This is a genomic window from Sphingobium sp. CFD-2, assembly GCF_024611135.1.
GTDB classification, from domain to species: Bacteria; Pseudomonadota; Alphaproteobacteria; order Sphingomonadales; family Sphingomonadaceae; genus Sphingobium; species Sphingobium fuliginis.
In genome coordinates this window covers 277,864-296,578 of sequence record NZ_CP084405.1, presented here as the reverse complement: position 1 = coordinate 296,578, position 18,715 = coordinate 277,864, and the positions used below count along the sequence as shown (strand labels likewise).

At 61.4% G+C, this 18,715-nt stretch carries 14 protein-coding genes, 1 tRNA gene and 1 pseudogene; 6 read left to right on the top strand and 10 right to left on the bottom strand.

The window, feature by feature from the left end:
• Positions 1-129: 129 nt before the first annotated feature.
• Positions 130-1,788, top strand: a complete 1,659-nt coding sequence (locus tag LDB29_RS01355) for an ATP-binding protein (RefSeq protein ID WP_099186349.1) — start codon at positions 130-132, stop codon at positions 1,786-1,788.
• Between the two features lie 4 nt (positions 1,789-1,792).
• Here the strand turns inward: LDB29_RS01355 and LDB29_RS01350 are convergent, their stop codons facing one another.
• The 6 genes from LDB29_RS01350 to LDB29_RS01325 form a co-directional block, all read right to left on the bottom strand.
• Positions 1,793-3,244: an MATE family efflux transporter gene (locus tag LDB29_RS01350; RefSeq protein WP_099186350.1), complete on the bottom strand. Its 1,452-nt coding sequence runs from the start codon at positions 3,242-3,244 to the stop codon at positions 1,793-1,795.
• Positions 3,245-3,350: 106 nt separating this feature from the next.
• Positions 3,351-6,074 (bottom strand): valine--tRNA ligase, encoded by a 2,724-nt coding sequence (locus LDB29_RS01345; protein WP_099186351.1) that lies wholly within the window; start codon positions 6,072-6,074, stop codon positions 3,351-3,353.
• 59 nt (positions 6,075-6,133) lie between these two features.
• Positions 6,134-8,176, bottom strand: a complete 2,043-nt coding sequence (locus LDB29_RS01340) for a S9 family peptidase (protein ID WP_257555761.1) — start codon at positions 8,174-8,176, stop codon at positions 6,134-6,136.
• A gap of 217 nt (positions 8,177-8,393) precedes the next feature.
• Positions 8,394-8,885: a DUF2497 domain-containing protein gene (locus tag LDB29_RS01335; protein WP_025549900.1), complete on the bottom strand. Its 492-nt coding sequence runs from the start codon at positions 8,883-8,885 to the stop codon at positions 8,394-8,396.
• A 69-nt stretch (positions 8,886-8,954) separates the two neighbouring features.
• Positions 8,955-10,427 carry a TolC family outer membrane protein gene (locus tag LDB29_RS01330; RefSeq protein ID WP_025549899.1) on the bottom strand — a complete coding sequence of 491 codons (1,473 nt, stop codon included), beginning with the start codon at positions 10,425-10,427 and terminating at the stop codon, positions 8,955-8,957.
• 20 nt (positions 10,428-10,447) lie between these two features.
• Positions 10,448-11,080, bottom strand: coding sequence for a protein-L-isoaspartate O-methyltransferase (locus LDB29_RS01325; protein ID WP_044661744.1), 633 nt, complete (start codon positions 11,078-11,080; stop codon positions 10,448-10,450).
• Positions 11,081-11,280: 200 nt separating this feature from the next.
• Between LDB29_RS01325 and LDB29_RS01320 the strand changes: the two genes are divergently transcribed.
• Positions 11,281-11,354: transfer RNA gene (locus tag LDB29_RS01320), tRNA-Cys, on the top strand.
• A 28-nt stretch (positions 11,355-11,382) separates the two neighbouring features.
• Here LDB29_RS01320 and LDB29_RS01315 read toward each other — a convergent pair.
• Positions 11,383-12,585 (bottom strand): site-specific integrase, encoded by a 1,203-nt coding sequence (locus LDB29_RS01315; protein WP_257555760.1) that lies wholly within the window; start codon positions 12,583-12,585, stop codon positions 11,383-11,385.
• 183 nt (positions 12,586-12,768) lie between these two features.
• Between LDB29_RS01315 and LDB29_RS29360 the strand changes: the two genes are divergently transcribed.
• Together LDB29_RS29360 and LDB29_RS01310 are read left to right on the top strand one after the other, a co-directional pair.
• The gene (locus LDB29_RS29360; protein ID WP_373886289.1) at positions 12,769-13,005 is read left to right on the top strand and encodes a helix-turn-helix transcriptional regulator; all 237 of its coding nucleotides are present in this window, start codon (positions 12,769-12,771) and stop codon (positions 13,003-13,005) included.
• Positions 13,002-13,295 carry a hypothetical protein gene (locus tag LDB29_RS01310; RefSeq protein WP_257555759.1) on the top strand — a complete coding sequence of 98 codons (294 nt, stop codon included), beginning with the start codon at positions 13,002-13,004 and terminating at the stop codon, positions 13,293-13,295. The genes LDB29_RS29360 and LDB29_RS01310 overlap by 4 nt, the downstream gene beginning before the upstream one ends.
• Before the next feature lie 380 nt (positions 13,296-13,675).
• On the opposite strand, the gene LDB29_RS01305 is transcribed toward LDB29_RS01310, so the two are convergent.
• From LDB29_RS01305 to LDB29_RS01295, 3 genes are read right to left on the bottom strand one after another with little or no spacing between them, the layout of a single operon-like run.
• Positions 13,676-15,247 carry an IS66 family transposase gene (locus LDB29_RS01305; RefSeq protein ID WP_257555757.1) on the bottom strand — a complete coding sequence of 524 codons (1,572 nt, stop codon included), beginning with the start codon at positions 15,245-15,247 and terminating at the stop codon, positions 13,676-13,678.
• A gap of 31 nt (positions 15,248-15,278) precedes the next feature.
• Positions 15,279-15,635 (bottom strand): IS66 family insertion sequence element accessory protein TnpB, encoded by a 357-nt coding sequence (gene tnpB / locus LDB29_RS01300; RefSeq protein ID WP_257554618.1) that lies wholly within the window; start codon positions 15,633-15,635, stop codon positions 15,279-15,281.
• On the bottom strand, positions 15,632-16,087 hold the full coding sequence (locus tag LDB29_RS01295; protein ID WP_257554616.1) for a transposase: 456 nt from the start codon (positions 16,085-16,087) through the stop codon (positions 15,632-15,634). Before LDB29_RS01295 ends, tnpB begins: the two co-directional genes overlap by 4 nt.
• A gap of 124 nt (positions 16,088-16,211) precedes the next feature.
• Between LDB29_RS01295 and LDB29_RS01290 the strand changes: the two genes are divergently transcribed.
• Positions 16,212-17,570 carry a hypothetical protein gene (locus tag LDB29_RS01290; RefSeq protein ID WP_257555756.1) on the top strand — a complete coding sequence of 453 codons (1,359 nt, stop codon included), beginning with the start codon at positions 16,212-16,214 and terminating at the stop codon, positions 17,568-17,570.
• Positions 17,571-18,027: 457 nt separating this feature from the next.
• Positions 18,028-18,609 (top strand): annotated as a pseudogene (gene istA / locus LDB29_RS01285) (IS21 family transposase); the annotation flags it as partial.
• Between the last annotated feature and the right edge of the window lie 106 nt (positions 18,610-18,715).

Here is an 18,715-nt window from a genome sequence, read left to right as displayed (position 1 = left end):
TCTGACCATCGCGGCGCCGGGCGTGGCCGCACCATTAACATGGGTGAGCGATAAGCAGATTCTTTACCAGTCGCCGGTTAAATCGATCCGACGTGCCGGAATCCCGTCCGGTCGAAGGAAAACAGGTTCATGACCCAGATGCACGGTGCAGACCATTTCGCCGGCGCGCAGCCGCATGTCTTTCAGGCTCCGGTCGATGCCATGGGAATGGTTTTCCAGATTTCCGGGTCCAGTTCGCAATTGATCATCGACGCCTCGCGCATTGCCGCGCTGTCGCATGATCCCGATCCTTCGCTTGCCATGGCGGGGCAGGTCGGCAGCCAGGTGAAGATGCGCGTCGGCCAAGTCTGGCTGATCGCCAGCGTCCGCGCCATGACCATGGACCGGCAGGACAGCAACAGCATCGTCGTCGACATCGACTTTCTGGGCGAAGGCGATGAGGAAAAGCTGACGGGGCGCATCTACCGCTTCCGCCGGGGCGTGACCCGTTACCCGACACCGGGGACGGAGGTCTATCCGGTATCGAGCGCGGACATGCAGCAGATCTATTCGGCCGACGACCGCCCCCATGTGCAGATCGGCACCGTCTATCCCACGTCCGACACCCGCGCCGCGCTTTATGTCGATTCGATGCTGGGCAAGCATTTCGCGCTGCTGGGTTCGACCGGCACCGGCAAGTCGACCAGCGCCGCTCTCATCCTGCACCGCATCTGCGACCTGTCGCCGCAGGGGCATATCGTGATGATCGATCCCCATGGCGAATATGGCGCCGCCTTCCAGCAGAATGGCGCCGTCTATGACGTCAACAACCTCGCCCTCCCCTATTGGCTGATGAATTTCGAGGAGCATTGCGAGGTGTTCGTCACCTCCGAAGGGTCGGAGCGGACGGTGGACTGCGACATCCTCGCCAAATGCCTGCTGGCCGCGCGGTCCAAGAACCGGTTGGCGGAGAGCATCGGCCGGCTGACCGTCGATTCGCCCGTCCCCTATCTGCTGTCCGACCTCACCAACATCCTCCAGAACGAGATGGGGAAGCTGGACAAGGGCACCGGATCGCTGCCCTATATGCGGCTCAAGACCAAGATCGACGAGATCAAGAGCGATCCCCGCTACAGCTTCATGTTCTCCGGCATGCTGGTCGCGGATTCGATGCAGGAATTCCTCGCCAAGATTTTCCGCCTGCCTTCCGGCGGCAAGCCGATCTCGATCATCGACGTGTCGTCCATGCCGTCCGACATCACGTCCGTCGTGGTGTCGGTGCTGTCGCGGCTGGTGTTCGACTATGCCCTCTGGGCGCGGGACGAGCCGCAGCGCCCGATCCTGCTCGTCTGCGAGGAAGCGCATCGCTACATCCCCAGCAGCACGACCGGCGGCGGTCAGGCCGTCCGCCGCATCCTGGAACGGATCGCCAAGGAAGGCCGCAAATATGGCGTGTCGTTGGGCCTCATCACCCAACGCCCGTCCGATCTGGCCGAAGGCGTGCTGTCGCAATGCGGCACGATCATCTCGATGCGCCTCAACAACGACCGCGACCAGGCCTTCGTGAAGGCCGCCATGCCCGAAGGCGCACGCGGCTTCCTCGATTCCATCCCCGCCCTGCGCAACCGGGAGGCGATCATCTGCGGCGAAGGCGTGGCCGTGCCGATCCGCGTCGCGCTCGACAATCTGGAGGAGGAGCGGCGTCCCGCCTCGGGCGATCCGAGCTTCACGGAACTCTGGCGCCAGTCCGGCGGCGAAGCGGACATCCTCGACCGCACCATCACGCGCTGGCGCAGCCAGGGCCGGTAAGCGATTATCCCGCCGGGACGATCCGTCCGGCGGGCTCGCTCTCCGCATTGATGCTTTCGCGGCACTCCTCCTCGTCCACGGGGACGAGCAGCTTCGCCTTGCGCCAGCCGCCCTGCAGGTAAACCAGCCCCGCCAGCAGGAAGGACGACGCCGAACCGACGGGAAAGCTCAGCCACAGCGCGTCCGCCCCCAGATGCGGATAGCCCAGATGGTAGAAGCCCAGCCGCACCGCGAAGAGGGTGAAGATCAGGATCAGCAGCGGCCGCACCACCACGCCATTGGCCCGCATCACGCCGAACAGGATCATCGTGCCGCCGAACAGCACGAAGCTCCAGCTCGCCAGAAGCTGCATGTGCCAGGCGGCGGCGATGGCGGCCTCGTTCCGTCCCAGGAACAAGGCCAGCAGCGGCGCGTGGAACAGCAGGATCACCGCCACCATCGTGCCGGTGATCAGCAGCAGATAACCCATGCCATAGCCGGTGATCCGGCTGATCCGGTCCCATCGCCCGGCGCCGATATTCTGCGCCGCCATGGCGCTGACCGCCGCGCCCATCGCCATGGCCGGCATCTGGAGATAGGTCCAGATCTGCTGCGCCGCGCCATAAGCCGCGGTGACCAGAAAACCCTCCCGGTTGACGAGGCCGATCATCACCAGCCCGGACGCGGACATGACGATCATCTGCAATCCCATCGGCAGCCCCTTGCCGAACAGGACGCGCATCTGGTCCGGCGCGGGGCGGAGATAAGCCAGTTCCCGCCCGCGCAGGCGCAACGGCAGATCCTTCGCATAGGTGTAGAGGACAAGGCCGATCAGGCTGACCACGCCCGCCGCCGCCGTTGCCGCGGCCGACCCGCCTATGCCCATGGCCGGGATCGGCCCCAGTCCCAGGATCAGCACCGGATTGAGCACCAGGTCGACGCCCACGCTCACGAACATGAAGATCAGCGGCGTTCGCGCATCCCCCGTGCCGCGCAGGCCCATCATCATCATGACGCTCAGCAGGGAGGCGGGCATGGCAACGAAGATCACCCGCAAATAGACGAGCGCCAGGTCGAACGCCTCCGCCGGGGTCGCCAGCAGCCGCAGCAAAGCGGGCGCGCCGATCCATCCGGCGGTCGCGACGACCAGGCCCAGCAGGGTGCAGAAGCCGACGGCAGAACCGAAGGCGCGGCGCGCCGCGTCCAGATCGCCCCGTCCCACCGCCTGCGCGATCATCACCGTCGACGCCATGCCGAAGCCGAAGACGATGGAGAACATCAGGAACATGGTGATGTTGGCGTTGGCGGTCGCCGCCAGCGCCTGCGCGCCCAGGAAACGGCCGACCCAGATGGCGTTGATCGATCCATTCAGCGACTGGAGGATGTTGGACGCCAATGTCGGGACGGCGAACAGCAGCAGCGCCGATGCGATAGGTCCCTGCGTCAGGTCCATGGCCCGATGTTCCCCTGCAACCATGATCCCTCCTGCCCCCTTGCGGATGGGGACCGTAGGGACGCCGTATCCTTTCGGCGCGCCCCTTCCGGTCCTTTTGCCGGCGCACCCTGCCCGATGCGCCGGCCGGTCAGGCGAGCCGTTCCAGCGCCGCCTTCAATCTTTCCGCTTCGGCCGCCTTTTCGCCATGGTCCTCCCGCGCCTTGGCGACGGCCTCGGGCTTGGCCTTCTCGACGAAGCTGGGATTGGAAAGACGCCCGGACAGCGAATCCCGTTCCTTCTCCGCCGCCGCCAGCGCCTTGGCGAGCCGCGCCTTTTCGGCGGCGATGTCGATCACGCCCTCCAGCGGCAGGATGAATGTCGCCTCGTCCACCACGATCTGCGCCGCGCCGCCCGTAACGCTGTCGCCGAAGGACAGGCTTTCCACCCGGCCCAGGCGCGCCAATGCGGCCCCCTGGCGGTCGATGCGGCGGCGGTTTTCCTCCGACGCATCATGCACGACGACGCCCAGCTTCGCGCCCGGCGGCACGTTGAGTTCGGTGCGCGCCGTCCGCATCGCGCCGATCAGGCGGATCAGCCAGTCGATCTCCGCCTGCGCCTCGCCGTCGACGGCATAGAGCGCCTGCGGCCAGCGCGCGACGATCAGTTCGCCTTCCCGCGTTCCGGTCAGATTCCATAACTCTTCGGTAATGAAGGGCATGAAGGGATGCAGCATCACCAATATCTGGTCGAACGCCCAGCCGGCCACCGCCCTTGTTTCTTCATCCATGGAGCCTTTGGTCAGCTCGATATACCAGTCGCAAAACTGGTCCCATATGAAGTGGTAGATGGCGTTGGCCGCAGCATCGAAGCGCAGTTCGGCCATGGCGGTGTCGATCGCCTGCACGGTCGCCACCGTTTCCGCGACGATCCAGCGATTGACCGGCGCCTCCGCATGGGGCGCCTCATGGCTGGTCGAGGCCGTGACGCCGTTCGATTGCAGGAAACGGGCCGCGTTCCACAGCTTGGTCGCGAAGTTGCGATAGCCCTCGACGCGCTTCTCATCCATCTTCACGTCGCGGCCCTGGCTTTCCATCGCCGCCATGAAGAAGCGCAGCGCATCCGCGCCGAACCGGTCGATCAAACCCAGCGGGTCGACCACATTGCCCTTGGACTTGGACATTTTCTGCCCGTCCGCGGCGCGCACCAGTCCGTGGAGGTAGAGCTTGCGCCACGGCACCTTCTCTCGCGGATCGCTCCGCTCCGGACCCATGAACTCCATCCCCATCATCGCCATGCGCGCATCCCAGAAGAACAGGATGTCGAAGCCGGAGATCAGCAGGTCGTTGGGATAGTGGCGCTTGAGCGTCTCTGTCTCTTCCGGCCAGCCCAGCGTGCCGAAGGGCCAAAGCGCGGAGGAGAACCAGGTGTCCAGCACATCGGGGTCGCGGGTCAGCCTTTTATTGCCGGCAAGAGCCTGCGCTTCCTCTTCGCTTTCCGCGACATAGGGATTGCCGTCCTCGTCATACCAGGCGGGAATCCGATGCCCCCACCAGAGCTGGCGCGACACGCACCAGGGCTGGATATTCTCCATCCAGTTGAAGAAGGTCTTTTCCCAGGTCTTCGGCACGATCTCGATCCGCCCGTCGCGCACCGCCTGCATCGGCGCGACGGCGAGCTTCTGCGCATCGACATACCATTGGTCGGTCAGCCAGGGCTCGATCACGACGCCGGACCGGTCGCCAAAGGGCGTCTGGATGGTGCGTGGCTCGGCGTCGGTGACGACCTCCTCACCCTCCTTGTTCCTGGTGACATGCGGAACCAGCAGGCCAAGCGCCTTCATCTCCGCCACCACCAGTTCCCGCGCCCCGTCCACGCCGTCGTTGCGGAAGCGGTGCAGGCCCAGGAACCGTTCCGGGATCAGCCCGTCGGCGGTCTGGACGACATTGGCGTCGGCATCGAACATGTTGAGCATTTCGGCCGGCCTGAAACCCGCCCGCTTGCCCACTTCGAAATCGTTGAAATCATGTCCGGGCGTGATCTTGACCGCACCCGATCCCAGTTCCGGATCGGCATGCTCGTCAGCGACGATCTTGAAGCGGCGGCCAGTGATCGGCTGGAGGATGTCCTTGCCGATCACATCCCTGTAGCGCGGGTCTTCGGGATGAACGGCGACCGCCATGTCGGCCAGCATCGTTTCCGGCCGCGTGGTCGCCACGACGATATGGTCCGCGCCATTGGCAAGGCGAACGCCATCGGCCAGCGGATAGCGGAAATGCCAGAAGCCGCCCTTCACCTCCTGCGTCTCGACCTCCAGATCGGAAATGGCCGAGCGGAAGCGCGGGTCCCAGTTCACCAGCCTCTTGTCGCGATAGAGCAGCCCACGGCGGTGCAGTTCCACGAACACCTTGATGACGGCCTTGGAAAAACCCTCATCCATGGTGAAGCGCTCATTCGCCCAGTCCATGGAGCATCCCAGGCGGCGAAGCTGGCGCGTGATCGCGCCGCCGCTCTCCGCCTTCCACTCCCACACCTTCTCGATGAACTGCTCGCGCGTGTAGTTGGTGCGCTTGTCCTGCCGCGCCTCCATCTGCCGCTCGACCACCATCTGCGTCGCGATGCCGGCATGGTCGGTGCCCACCACCCACAGCGCATCCTTGCCGCGCAACCGTTCGTAGCGGATCGCGATGTCCTGCAACGTGTTGTCGAGCGCATGGCCGATATGCAGGCTGCCCGTCACGTTCGGCGGCGGGTTGACGATGGTGAAAGGCTCTGCGTCGGGCCGTTCCGGGCGGAAAAGCCCCTTCTCCTCCCAATGGGCGTACCAGCGGGATTCGATTTCGGCGGGGTCGAAGGTCTTGGGCAGTTCGGTCATAGGCTGGCCTTTACGCAAGGCGGCGGCGGCGTCAACTTTCCGCCGCCTCGGGGGGGACCTTATTTCTTCGTCCACCGGTCCAGCCAGCCCAGCGCCTCATCATACCATTGCAGCGAGTTGCGCGGCTTCAGCACCCAGTGATTCTCGTCCGGAAACACCAGCAGCTTCGATGGCACGCCGCGCCGCTGCAACGCGGTGAAGGCCGCCAGTCCCTGCGTATAGGGAATGCGGAAGTCCTTCTCCCCCGTCACCACCAGCATCGGCGTCTTCCACCGGGTCACATGGTTGACGGGGTTCCATTTCTCGAACTCCTGCGGATTTTCATAATAGGGTCCGCCATGTTCCCATTCGTCGAACCACAGCTCCTCCGTCTCATAGGCCATGGCGCGGGCGTCGAACACGCCGTCATGCTGAACCAGGCATTTGAACCCGTCGGGCCAGTTGCCTGCGATCCAGTTCATCATATAGCCGCCATAGCTGGCGCCGAGCGCGCAGCCATTGCCCGCATCGACCTGCGCATCCTTGGCCGCGGCGGCGGCCAGACCCAGCTTCAGGTCCTCCAGCGGCTTCCCGCCCCAATCCCTGTTGATGCTGTCGGTAAAGGCCTGCCCATAGCCGGTCGAGCCGTGGAAATCGACGATCACCGCCGCATAGCCATGGGCGGCGAACGCCTTGGGATTCCAGCGATAGGACCAGCTATCGTTGAAACTGCCCTGCGGCCCGCCATGGACCAGCAGAGCCACCGGCAGCTTGCCCGCCCCCTCCTTCGGCTTCACGATCTGGCCCCAGACGGTGTCGCCATCGGCGCCCCTGAAGCTGAAGCGCTGCACCGACACGTCGTCGATCCCGGCCAGATTGTCCGCATTCACGCTGGTCAGCCGCACGGCCCTGCCCTTGCCGGGCATCTTCCAGAAATCGGCGGGCGCCTGGATGCTGTCGAGCGAATAGACGAAGCCGCCTTTGGGCAAGGGCAGGACGCTGCCCACATGCCCGGTCCGGGTCAGCCGCGCGACCCTGCCCGACGCAGCGTCCACCCGGAACACCGGATGATCCAGCACATCGTCCGCCGTGACCAGAAGGCCCTTCCCGTCCGCCGTCCAGACGATCGACGCGACCGACCGGTCCCACGCCTCGGTCAGCGCCCTCGTCTCCCCGGTCGCGATGTTGCGCAGCATCAGCACCTGCCGGTCGCTCTCATAACCGGGCCGCTTCATCGCTGCATAGGCCAGCCATTTCCCGTCCGGAGAGACGGCGGGCATGCTGTCCATCGCATCATTGCCATCCGTCAGGTTGACCGGCGCCGCGCTGCCGTCGGCGGGAACCGCGAAAATGTCGAGATTGGTCGAAAGGGATTCGATCCGCCCGGCCTCACGCAGCGCGAAGAACAGGGTCTTGCCGTCCGCGCTCCACGCAATCTCCTCTGCGCCGCCAAAGGGCTTGGACGGGCTGTCCCCGACCAGCGCCCCCATGACCGACACCGCCCTGCCGCCGCCAAGCGGCATCACGAATATCCGGGAACGCTGGCCGTCCGCCCATATGTCCCAATGGCGTACGAACAGTTGGTCATAGACCCGGCCCGTGCCCGCGCCGGGCGGCGGGGCCGCCTTCACATCGTCCAATGTCTTCGCGCCTACGGGCCGGTCCGCCCACAGCGCGACCCGATCGCCCGCCGGACTCAGCAGGAAACCGGAAATCCCGCCGGGCGCCTGCGTCACCTGCTCGCTTTTGCCGCCGGTCAGGGCAACTCGCCAAAGCTGGTCGTCGCCGCTCTGGTTGGAGAGATAATAGAGCGATTTCCCGTCCGCCGAAAAGGCAGGCGCGCTTTCATTCTTATCCGCGACGGAGGCGATCATGCGGGGCGCCGCGCCCGCCTGACTCAGGTCCAGCAGGTACAGGTCGGTCCGCCCCCTGTTCCCCGCAAGATCGGTCACGCGCAACTGATAGGCCAGCCATTGCCCGTCCGGCGAAACCGCCGGCGCCGACACGCGGCGGAGGCCGACCATGTCGCTGGGCGTGAATGGCCGGGCAGAGGCCGGCGCGACGGCCAACGCCGATTGGGCCAGGGCCAGAGCGCCAAGTCCCGCCTGCAGAAGATATTTCATGGATGAACACCCTTGGATCGGATCGCGCCGCTCTCGTGCGGGCGGCGTCGACAGCTATGGACAAGGGTGTAGGCAGCGTCCCGCCATGGCGCAAGGATCAACCACCGGAGCGTAACAAAAGAACAAAGATCGCCGGATCATGATGCGTAAGGCACGCAACGCGCCCAGGACCGGCAACCGTTCGCCGCAAATAGGCGAATCAGCGCACGCTGCCAGCTCAACGGCCGGTGATGCGGGCGATTTCCTTGGCCACCATATCCTCGACCATCTGCGGCAACCGCGCGTCCAGCCATTCCTTCAGCATCGGCTTCAGCATCGAACGCACCAGCCCGTCCAGCGTATTGTCCTCGCCTTCCCTGGGCGTCACGAGCATGGAGGACAAGGCGGACAGCGAATGCCGCGCCGCCACTTCGCTCTCGACGGACAGGATGGACGCATCCTCCTGTTCGGCAACGGGCCGGGGCGTGCGGGACGTTCGGTGGGCGGGCATGGGTTCCTCCACAGCAACCTCGTCGGTCAGTTCCAGCACTTCGTCGCTGGCAGGGTCGGACATCGCCTCCACGACCGGCACGGGCCTGACCTTCTGCGCGGCCTCGCCGCGCACGCGGCGCGGCAGGGTCTGCACCGCTTCCTCGCCCTCTTCAGCGATGATCCGCTTGATGGACGACAGGATGTCCTCCATCGAGGGTTCCTTGCTCATGTCGCCCATGGTCAATCCCTGTTCCAGTCCCCGTTAACGCCATAGCACCAAAGGAACGCCTTCGGGGTTAAAATTGCGTTAAGGCTGCGCCAAACCGGGGTCCACATTGGCGTTTTGCGCCGGGGAGTCAACGGTCCGCGTCGATTGGACCTTCGGTGCGGGGTCGAAATCCCAATCGAACCACTTGCCCTTCACCCGCTCATAATTGACCATCGGATCATAGAGGGCGCCGGTTTCAAGGTTCAGGTCGTCGGCCTCTGCATGGCCCATGGCCGCCAGCAGGCTGAAGCCGGCGACATAGGCATTGCGCCGCGCCGTCACCAGTTGGACCTTGGCGTTCACCGCCTCCTGCTCGGCATTCAAGATGTCCAGGATGGTGCGGCTGCCCACGGAATTCTCCGCCCTCACCCCTTCCAGCGACAGGTTCGCCGCGTCCACCGCCTTCTGGTTCGACTGGATGCTCTCCAGCGAGGCCTGCCAGCTCGCATAGGCGGATCGCGTCTGCGCGATGACGCCGCGCTCGACCTCGATCTCCTGCTCCATGGCCTGCGATTCGAGCGCCTGCCGCTGCCGCACCTGCGCGGCCGGACGCCCGCCCTGGTAGAGCGGAACGCTGATCTGCACGCCCGCGGACGCCTGCTTGTTGATCTGCGATCCGTTGGCGCTGTTCACGGCGTTGAGCGAGTCGAGATAATTGGTGTAGCCCGCCTGGGTGAAGGCGGAGAGCGTGGGCGACACCGCCGCCTTCGCCGCCCTCACATCATAGGCCGTCGCTTCCCGGCTCTTGGCCGCGGCCAGGATGTCCGGATTGTCCTTCAGCGCGACCTGCACCGCGGCGTCGGGCGTCGCGGGCAGTCCGGGCAGTTCGGGCGGCGGCTGAAGATCGCCCGGCGCCTCACCCACCAGCGCGATGTAATTTTCCCGGCTGGCGATCAGATTCGCTTCCGCCGTCTGGAGATTGGAGCGGGCGAGCGCCAGCCGCGACTCGGACTGCGCGACATCCGTCCGGGTCACGTCACCCACTTCGAAGCGGTCGCTGGTCGCCTGGAGATTGACCTCCAGCGCCTTCACATTGGCCTGGTTGAGCGCGACCACCGCACTGTCGCGGATCACGTCCATATAGGCGGCCACCACCTGCGAGAAGACGCTCGCCTCGGTCCCGCGCAGATCGGCCTGGCCCGCGGCAACGCGGGTCTTCGCCGCCTTCACGCCGTTGCGCACGGCGCCGCCGGAATAGACCGGCACGGTCAATTGCGCGTTCGCATCCACCGTCCGCTGCGGCGAGGTGAAGCTGATCGTCGGCTTGAGAATGCTCTCCGTATAGGTTCCGGTCGCTCCCAAAGAGGGCCGACCCGCCGCCTTCTGCAGCGGCACATTCTCGTCGGTCGCCCGCTGCCCGGCACGCGCGCCCGTCAACGTCGGGTTGGACCGGTAGGCCTTGGCCAACGCCCCCTGCAACGTCTCCGCATGGGCCGCGCCCGCCAGCGTGGAGGACATCGACAGCAACAGGATGAGGGCGGCGCGCCCCGGAAGCTGAACTTTTGCCGTCATGTCCCCCCCAACAGGCCCTTTCAGAACACAAATCTTTCCGGCGCGGCGAAGCCCGGAAGCACAACCATTTCGATGTCGGCGAGGCGGGAAAGACCCAGCACGCCCGACACCACCCGGCCGCTGCACAGACGGGTGACGCCGCGCTCGACGATACCCGTCACCACCCGCGCGCCATCGGCAAGCTGCTGAACGAGCGCGGCGGGCACTTCCTCCACCGCGCCGTCGACAAACAGCACGTCATAAGGCGCGCCGGCCGCGGAACCGGCATTCAGGGGGCCGCGGACAAGGGTGATGCCGTCGACCGCGATCTGCGGCCCGCCCTCTTCCTCGACGGCGGTGACCTGCGCGCCCAGCGCCGCGAGCAGCGCCGCGCTGTACCCGGTCGCCGCGCCGATCAGCAGCACCTTGTCGCCCTTGAGGATCTGCGCTTCCTTGAGCAGGCGGCCCGTCACCAGCGGCGGATTGAGCGCACGCCCGTTCGCCAGCGGGACCGGCCGGTCGACATAGGCCATCGCCCGCCGCTCGGCCGGCACGAATTCCTCGCGCGCCACATGCGCCATCGCCGCGATCACGCGCTGATCATCCACATCGCTGGTGCGAAGCTGGCTTTCGACCATGGCGGTCCGCATCGATGAAAAATTCTGCTCGGTCACGACAATTCCTCGACTGGGATAGCTTTTAGAAAAGCTGTATTAGGAAAGCAATACAGCAAAGATATAATCGGACCTCTAAATCAGCGGACAAGCCACGCCAAGCGGCTTTGCGCGCCCTGGCGCCAGAATCTTGCGCCCCAATATAACAGCGCTGCTTGACTTTGCATCAAAAGCCGCACATTTGCGGCCACCCATGCCGAGGCCCGATGGCGGAGTGGTGACGCAGCGGACTGCAAATCCGTATACGCCGGTTCGATTCCGGCTCGGGCCTCCATCAAGCTATTGATTTAAAATGGTTTTTTCTAAGCCGCATTAGCTTGCCCGTGACCCCTGATATTTGTGTGTAATTTTGGTGTAACGCCGACAGGAACTGGGCGGTCGATGGCGGTAATAGCCTCATCGATATGTTGGCTGTAGATATGGGTATAGCGCAGCACCATTGCTAAGGTCTTGTGTCCGCTGATCCTTTGTATCGTCGGTAGATCGACGCCAGCCTGAACCAACCGCGTTATTGCCGTATGCCTCATTGTATGCGGCGTGATTTTCGAGGTATCCAGCTTAGCCCTTGCCACAGCGCGAGCAAACTGACGCCCCATATTGGTCCGATAGCCTACCTTTGATGCGTCACCGTTAGCGGCAGGAAAAATCCAACCAGACGAATCACCATCGGCCTTGCGCTGACGACGAAGTGCCGCTGCCAGACTTGGCGTAACGGGTTGCTCCCTCTGCCCCGCTTTAGCTTGAGGAATGAATATGCGGCGATGTTCAAAATCTATCTGGTCATAACGAACTTTCAGAATCTCACGATGACGCATGGCTGCGCCTAGCCCAAAAGCCACAAACAACCAGAGCCGGTCATCTTCATCCATCATAGCCGCCGCCATCAATGCATCTGATTCCGCCTCTGAAAGAATCGTGATCGGCTTTAGGTCTTCGGTGGCCTTCTTCATTTCAGGTACACGGTCCGCGCTGATCCACTTCCAAGAAACAGCCGATTTGAGCATATGAGAAAGGGTAGCGAATTCGCGGTTGATCGTGGCCTCCGAAGCCCCCGCCTCTCCGCGCTCCTTCCTGTATCGATCAACGTCAAATGTTGTGATTTTATCCAGCCGGTCCCGACCGAAATAGGGCTTGAGGTGCATTGCCAGATGTTGCCGCTTCGCCCGGATGTTTTTGCCACCCGATTCTTCCAGTCGAACAAGATAGTCGTCTGCCGCTGCGGCGAAGGACATTGCAATCTTCCTACCCTTGGGAAGGTCCAGCCTTTCCTCTCTCGCCTTGGTCCTCAGCGTCTCGATGGCACGTTCGGCTTGTTCGCGCGTGACGCCATCACTCTCTCGCCCGATGACCCGGTGAATTCGCTGGCCGTCTACCATTATGTTGATTTTGTAACGTGCATCGCCGTTAGCCAGCCGTTCCACATGAATCCCATGCTCATGGAGTTTGCCTCCTGGCTGCAACGAGCGAATTGCAGGTCGAGTAAGTTTAGAGAATTTGAGCGACATTAACACCTCCAGATTGCAACATTGCATTATCTTTTTTAAGTCTCTGGAGTCAAATTCGCTATTTGAAACGAAATCTAATTTGGAACTACTAAATTATACGAATAAAAAAGACAGTAATTCGTATTAACCTCGTTTGACGCCCTCGGTCGTTTCAATTTAAGCGACATCCCTCTTTTTAACTTTATGGGATTGTACGCCGTGAATCAAAGTAACATGAGAATATCTCTGTCCCAAGCACTTGCAGGCATACAGGGAAGGCTTACCCGCGAAGACGCTGCTGCGTTTTTGGGTTTTAGCTCGAAAACCTTGGCTGATTGGAAGAGCAAGGGGCTTGGCCCCAAAAGCCATAAGCTAGGCGGACGACGCTTCTACTATGTATCCGATTTGGAAAGCTTCCTGCATCAGGAGGCCAGCCGATGAGCCGCCGTACAAAAATGATCGATAGCCCCTACACCGCCTGCTTCATTCCTCTTTCCGAACATGAATATCTGCGGAAGCTGGTTGAAGCCAAAGCGTTGAAAGCCGAGGGTGGCATCGCCAAACGTAAAGCTATTACCATTGAAACCAAGACGTCAGAGACGGCTCTAATCAAGGCTGCCAAGGCATGTGGGTTTGGTGTCGTGCGCGCTGGCACGCATTATCTAATCTATAATGGCAAGATAGCCTTTGAGACGCTTCAAGCTAGCCTAGCAATGTCACCAAAGGACTAAATGCTTACAGGATCACATTATGATGTGTATTTTGAAAAATTCCCATTGATTCTTGATCAGCCTGTCCTTCTCCTCACCAATATCTTTCATTTTCGATTATTTTACCCGGTTTTTAATCCAAAAATCATTGCCGAAGCTTAGAAGAGTTTAAAAACTGAATCTCTATTTGTTTTCCTGATTCAACAAAGATAAATATACATAAATCTATATATATAGATTCTAAATTGGAATCAATTCTCATGTTTCCTTCCATTCTTTACCATTACTAATAACATTTAATGAATTATAGAATATAAAGACATGCGTACTGCAAAATCATACTAAGAAGCGTTGCTGCTAATTCTGTTCAATTTTATCCCGGAAAAACGTAAGCGATGTTCTCAGAGCACGGCTGTCCAGGGCATGAGCTCGGATAGGCGGTTAGCCGGGTGACCCTTAGCTAGAGCGACGAGAGTTCGGGTCAGCCATTCGTGCGGGTTGATGCCGGACAGCTTGCAGTTTTCGATGAGCGTGGCGATTACCGCCCAGTTGTCGCCGCCTTCGTCTGAACCGGCGAAGAGGGCGTTCTTGCGATTTAGGGCAAGAGGCCTAATCGACCGCTCGACGATGTTCGTGTCGAGATCGACGCGGCCGTCGTCGAGGAAGCGAGAGAGCCCGTCCCAGCGGCTTAGTGCATAGCGGATCGCATCGGCCAGTTTGCTCTTGGCGCTCACCTGCCGGAGCCGCGCTTCCAGATAGAGCTTCAGATCATCCACCGCCACACGGCTATGTTCAGCACGCATGGCGCGGCGCTGCTCGGCCGACGTGCCCCGGACCTCATCCTCGACGGCATAGAGCATGGCGATGCGACGCAGAACTTCGGTCGCAACCGGCGATTTAGCCGCGAGCTCAAAGAATTTACGCCGGACGTGCGACCAACAGAAAGCGAGGCGGACCTGCTGGCGGCGCTTGGCAAGCGCCGTATACCCGCCATAGCCATCCACCTGCAGGATGCCTGCGAAGTCTCCGAGATGGGCGTCGGGCCGTTCGGCCTTGCGGTCAGGGGCGTAGACGTAGGCGACCATCGGCGGATCGCTGCCACCCCATGGTCGATCATCGCGGGCATAGGCCCAGATCTGGCCGGTCTTGGTGCGCCCACGTCCGGGTTCTAGCACCGGCGCCGTCGTCTCGTCGGCAAAGAGGCGCTGCGATCTTCGTAGTTCTTCGAGCGTGCAATCCCGCAGGGGTCTCAGGTACCAGGCTGCTCGGCCGACCCAGTCCGCCAAGGTGGAACGGTCGAGCTTGATGTCTTGGCGGGCGTAGATCTGCGCCTGCCGGTACAGAGGAACATGGTCGGCGTACTTCGATACCAGAACCTGAGCTATCAGCGCCTCAGTCGGAATGCCGCCCTCGACTATCCTGGCCGGTGCCGGCGCCTGGACGACCGCCCCTTCGCAAGAACGGCAGCCGTAGCGTGGACGACGCGTCACAAGGACGCGGAATGTGGTTGGCACGACGTCGAGGCGTTCGGAGACGTCCTCGCCGATCACATGCAGCGCGCCGCCACAGCAGGGGCAGGCCTTGTCCTCTACATCGACCACCTGCTCGATCCGCTCGAGGTGGACGGGAAGCGAGCCGCGGTTGGTCTTGCGCGACTCATGGCTTTGAGCGAGCTGCGAGACCGCATCGCGGATCGCGCGTGCTTGACCTAGCGCCGTCTCGACATCCTCCAGGCCAAGCTGGAGCTGGTCAGGATCGAGCTGCTCGGAACGGGGGCCGAACCGGTGGCGCATGAAGGCGTCGATAATCGCCTGTAGCCGCTCGATCTCGGCATCGGCCTCACCTTTGGCAAGGGTCAGCTCAGCGACCTGGGCCTCCTTGGCGACCTGCACCTCGGCAAGCATCCGGGACTGCTCGAGGACCAACGCACGTAGCGTGGCAACGTCCTCGGGTAGGTCCGCTTCGGTGAGCATGAAGGCAGTGAATCAGTACGCGAGAGCCCCGTCAACCGGCAATCTGCGGCGCCTGTGGCCGGCGCCCACCATGTACGCGGCGCCAGTCCAAACCTTCCAGCAAAGCGCCGAGTTGGGCCGCCGTCACACGCATCGCGCCGTCCTGTATCCCAGGCCAACGAAAGCCGCCCTGCTCGAGCTTCTTCGCCATCAGGCACAGACCAGTGCCGTCCCACCAGATCAGCTTGATCCGGTCGCTTCGCTTCGCCCGGAAGACGTAGATGACCCCGGAAAAGGGATCGCCGCCGTACTCGGCTCCGACGAGTGCAGCCAGAGCATCCGGCCCTTTGCGAAAATCCACTGGCCGCGTTGCGATCATGACGCGCGCGCCAACACCAGGTCCGATCATCGCGTAGCCTTGAGCGCTTCGATCACTGCGGCGATCAGCCCTTTATCGGTACCGCGGGCAATCCTCACCGCTACACCATCTATCTCCAGCTCCACCGCGCTCGAAGGCGATCGGCGCTGACGCCGCGGACGCTTGGCAACGGCAGGCACCTCGCTTGGCGGCGACGGTTCTATCACAGCGGGAACGAAGAGAGATGCGGGCGCCGGGGCAACAGGAAGCGCGAAACCTTGGGCTTCCATCTGCTTGCGCAGTTCGCGGCGCCAGGTGAAAAGCTGCGAGGGGATCATGCCGTGCCGCCGAGCAACGGCGCTGACGGACTCTTGGCCGGAATAGCTCTCCGCGACGATCGAGACCTTGACCTCGGGTGGCCAGTCCCGACGCTTCCCCGCGCCGGTGAAGACCTCGAACCGCTGAACCTCGCTAGTGCCAGCATCGTCACATGACATCGTCATAGCACTAACGACCTCCGCCTGATCAAAGGCGGTGAAACTCGGCCATGCGCCTCACGCCCGCAAGGTGGGGCTCAGGCTTCGCTTACGGAAAAACCAAAGTGGCTTTTTCACAACGGAGATTAAATTGAACACCGAACATACCGACACTTTTCGCCTTCCGCCTATAGCGGGCCGACCGATTGCGGAAGTCGAAGCCATGGCAGCAGCCCACTATCTCACCCTCACCAGCGCACCTCAATCGCCTGCAACTGCACGGCTTGTCGATGATCTGACTGACAAGATTCAGCGGACGGCTGGCAGGAGGAAATCGAATGAATTGACCGCCGCTGTTGGAGCGTTGGTAGCCGATTTGCTGCGGCATCCGGAGGATTTTCATTATCGCTCGCTAAGTTCGAATGCCTTCACCGGCGCTTCCATAGGATATCGCCCTTGCAAATCGGCTATTGAGGGGATGAAGACCCTCGGCTTTCTCGACATATTCCCCGGTTTCATACGTCGCTACAGCGTCTCCCAGAAAGCGATGGCGACACGTATGCGTTTGAGGCCTGCTTTCTTGGAATATGCGGCTTCTTTTAAGATCAGCCCTTCCCAATGGCGGGATCATTTTGCTTCCTGTACCGGGCCGTTGCGCAACGAGAACCCCGTGCAGTTGCGGGCAAAAACTGAAAAAGACTGGAACAGGCGCGTTAGGGGCAAGCTTCTACCGATATGCCCTAGTGACGCCATTGCCGTCATGCTTGGCGAGCGCGTAAATGAAATTAACAGGCTTCGCCGTTCCTTCACCCTCAGCGCGGAAGATGTTGAGCAGGGCAGGATCTATGCGGACGATGAAGTTCACACCCTATTTTTCCGAGGCTTCAATCGCGGCAATGATGATGGAAACGAATATGGCTGGGATAGGGGCGGCAGACTTTATCCGTTGGGCGGTGCCTATCAGCTATTTTCCAAAATCCTTCGCTCCACCATCACATTTAACGGGGAGCCGTCCGTTGAGATCGACCTGAGGGCAAGCCATTTCACCATCTATCACGGACTAAATGGGATAACCTTGAATTTGACCGATGATCCTTACAGCGTGGAAGGGTTTCCCCGCCCCGTGGTGAAGGCATGGGTGACTATGACTTTAGGGCACCATCGGTTTCATACCCGCTGGCATAAGGATGCCGTGAAAAACACATTGAAGAAGGCGCAAATCGATTTGAGGGCTTATTCCATCAAAGCCGTTCAAGCGGCAGTTTTGGAAAAACATCCGCTGTTGAAAGAGTGGGAAGCCTGTCCGCTGGATTGGGGGGGCCTGCAATATGAGGAAAGCAATGTTATCGTGGATACTGTTCATGCTTTGACCGTTGGGCAAGGCATCCCAACCCTACCGGTTCATGATTCCATCATCGTTCCGATTTCGAAGGTGGAGATCGCAAAGAAAGTGCTGACCGAAATGTTCGAAAAGCATATCGGGTCAACACCAGCGCTTAAAATAGGATAGGTCATATGTCAAATATACCATCAGAGCCGTTTTAAGGCACTGTAGAGCAACGAAACATAAATTCCGCTACTCAAGTAGCCAAAATAAATAGAATGTCCTTAGAAAGCCGGTGAGGGATTTTATTTTACATTTAATTTATTGAGATAGCTTTGATCTTAGCTTTTCCATTCTAATGTAGCTGGCTGCCTCATGATCTGTTGGGAATGATTTACCCATCGCAAGATATGATCTTCCGTCTGTTGTGATGCCCAATTCAGCCAATTCTGCCGCCGTATAGGTCTTTTGAGGAATGGGGGCATCAGATGATGGAGCAACCTCATTTGTTGCTTCGGGCTTATTGAGAACGGCGGTGCAAAATTAGACCACGGTGGCGGCGGCGAAGTGCTGCTGCGGGCGGCGTAAAAGTCGTCCACTTTGCCTTCTTTGCGCGAGCAGGGAGGGCGTGGAGATATATACCGTGGATCTTTACCTGAAGGTGCGTCTTGCTTGCGCGGGCGGCATGAGCCAGCGTGAGGCGGCGAAGCATTTCAACGTATCGCGCGACACGGTCCGCAAGATGCTGTCGTATTCGGAGCCCCCCGGTTACCGCCGGACGGCGGCGGTGCGGCGGCCCAAGCTGGAAGCGTTCGTTCCGATCATCGATGCATGGCTTGATGGTGACCGTCAGGTTCCGCGCAAGCAGCGTCATACGGCGAAGCGGGTATTTGACCGCCTTCGCGAAGAGCACGGTTTCACCGGCGGCTACACGATCATCAAGGATTACATCCGACAGCGCGAGCAGCGCAGCCGGGAGATGTTCGTGCCGCTGGCGCATGCGCCCGGCCATGCCCAGGCAGATTTTGGTGAGGCCATGGTCGAGATCGGCGGTGTTGTGCAGAAGGCGCATTTCTTCGTGCTCGATCTACCGCACAGCGACGCCTGCTACGTGCGCGCCTATCCCGCTGCCGTTGCCGAGGCATGGATGGACGGCCACGTGCACGCCTTCGCGTTTTTCGGCGCGGTGCCGCTGTCGATCGTCTACGATAACGACCGCTGTGTCAACGGCGGAGTAAAAGTCGGCCATTGGGCGGCGCAAAATCAGGCCGGGTGATCCGTGTGCTGGCGAGCGCCGCGAGGGCGTAGCCCGAGTGGGGGTCGCCAACACA

Coding starts and splice junctions, on each gene's coding strand:
- LDB29_RS01355 (WP_099186349.1), top strand. CDS start 130: ATGACCCAGATGCACGGTGCAGACCATTTCGCCGGCGCGCAGCCGCAT.
- LDB29_RS01350 (WP_099186350.1), bottom strand. CDS start 3,244: ATGGTTGCAGGGGAACATCGGGCCATGGACCTGACGCAGGGACCTATC.
- LDB29_RS01345 (WP_099186351.1), bottom strand. CDS start 6,074: ATGACCGAACTGCCCAAGACCTTCGACCCCGCCGAAATCGAATCCCGC.
- LDB29_RS01340 (WP_257555761.1), bottom strand. CDS start 8,176: ATGAAATATCTTCTGCAGGCGGGACTTGGCGCTCTGGCCCTGGCCCAA.
- LDB29_RS01335 (WP_025549900.1), bottom strand. CDS start 8,885: ATGGGCGACATGAGCAAGGAACCCTCGATGGAGGACATCCTGTCGTCC.
- LDB29_RS01330 (WP_025549899.1), bottom strand. CDS start 10,427: ATGACGGCAAAAGTTCAGCTTCCGGGGCGCGCCGCCCTCATCCTGTTG.
- LDB29_RS01315 (WP_257555760.1), bottom strand. CDS start 12,585: ATGTCGCTCAAATTCTCTAAACTTACTCGACCTGCAATTCGCTCGTTG.
- LDB29_RS29360 (WP_373886289.1), top strand. CDS start 12,769: ATGGGATTGTACGCCGTGAATCAAAGTAACATGAGAATATCTCTGTCC.
- LDB29_RS01310 (WP_257555759.1), top strand. CDS start 13,002: ATGAGCCGCCGTACAAAAATGATCGATAGCCCCTACACCGCCTGCTTC.
- LDB29_RS01305 (WP_257555757.1), bottom strand. CDS start 15,247: ATGCTCACCGAAGCGGACCTACCCGAGGACGTTGCCACGCTACGTGCG.
- tnpB (WP_257554618.1), bottom strand. CDS start 15,635: ATGATCGGACCTGGTGTTGGCGCGCGCGTCATGATCGCAACGCGGCCA.
- LDB29_RS01295 (WP_257554616.1), bottom strand. CDS start 16,087: ATGACGATGTCATGTGACGATGCTGGCACTAGCGAGGTTCAGCGGTTC.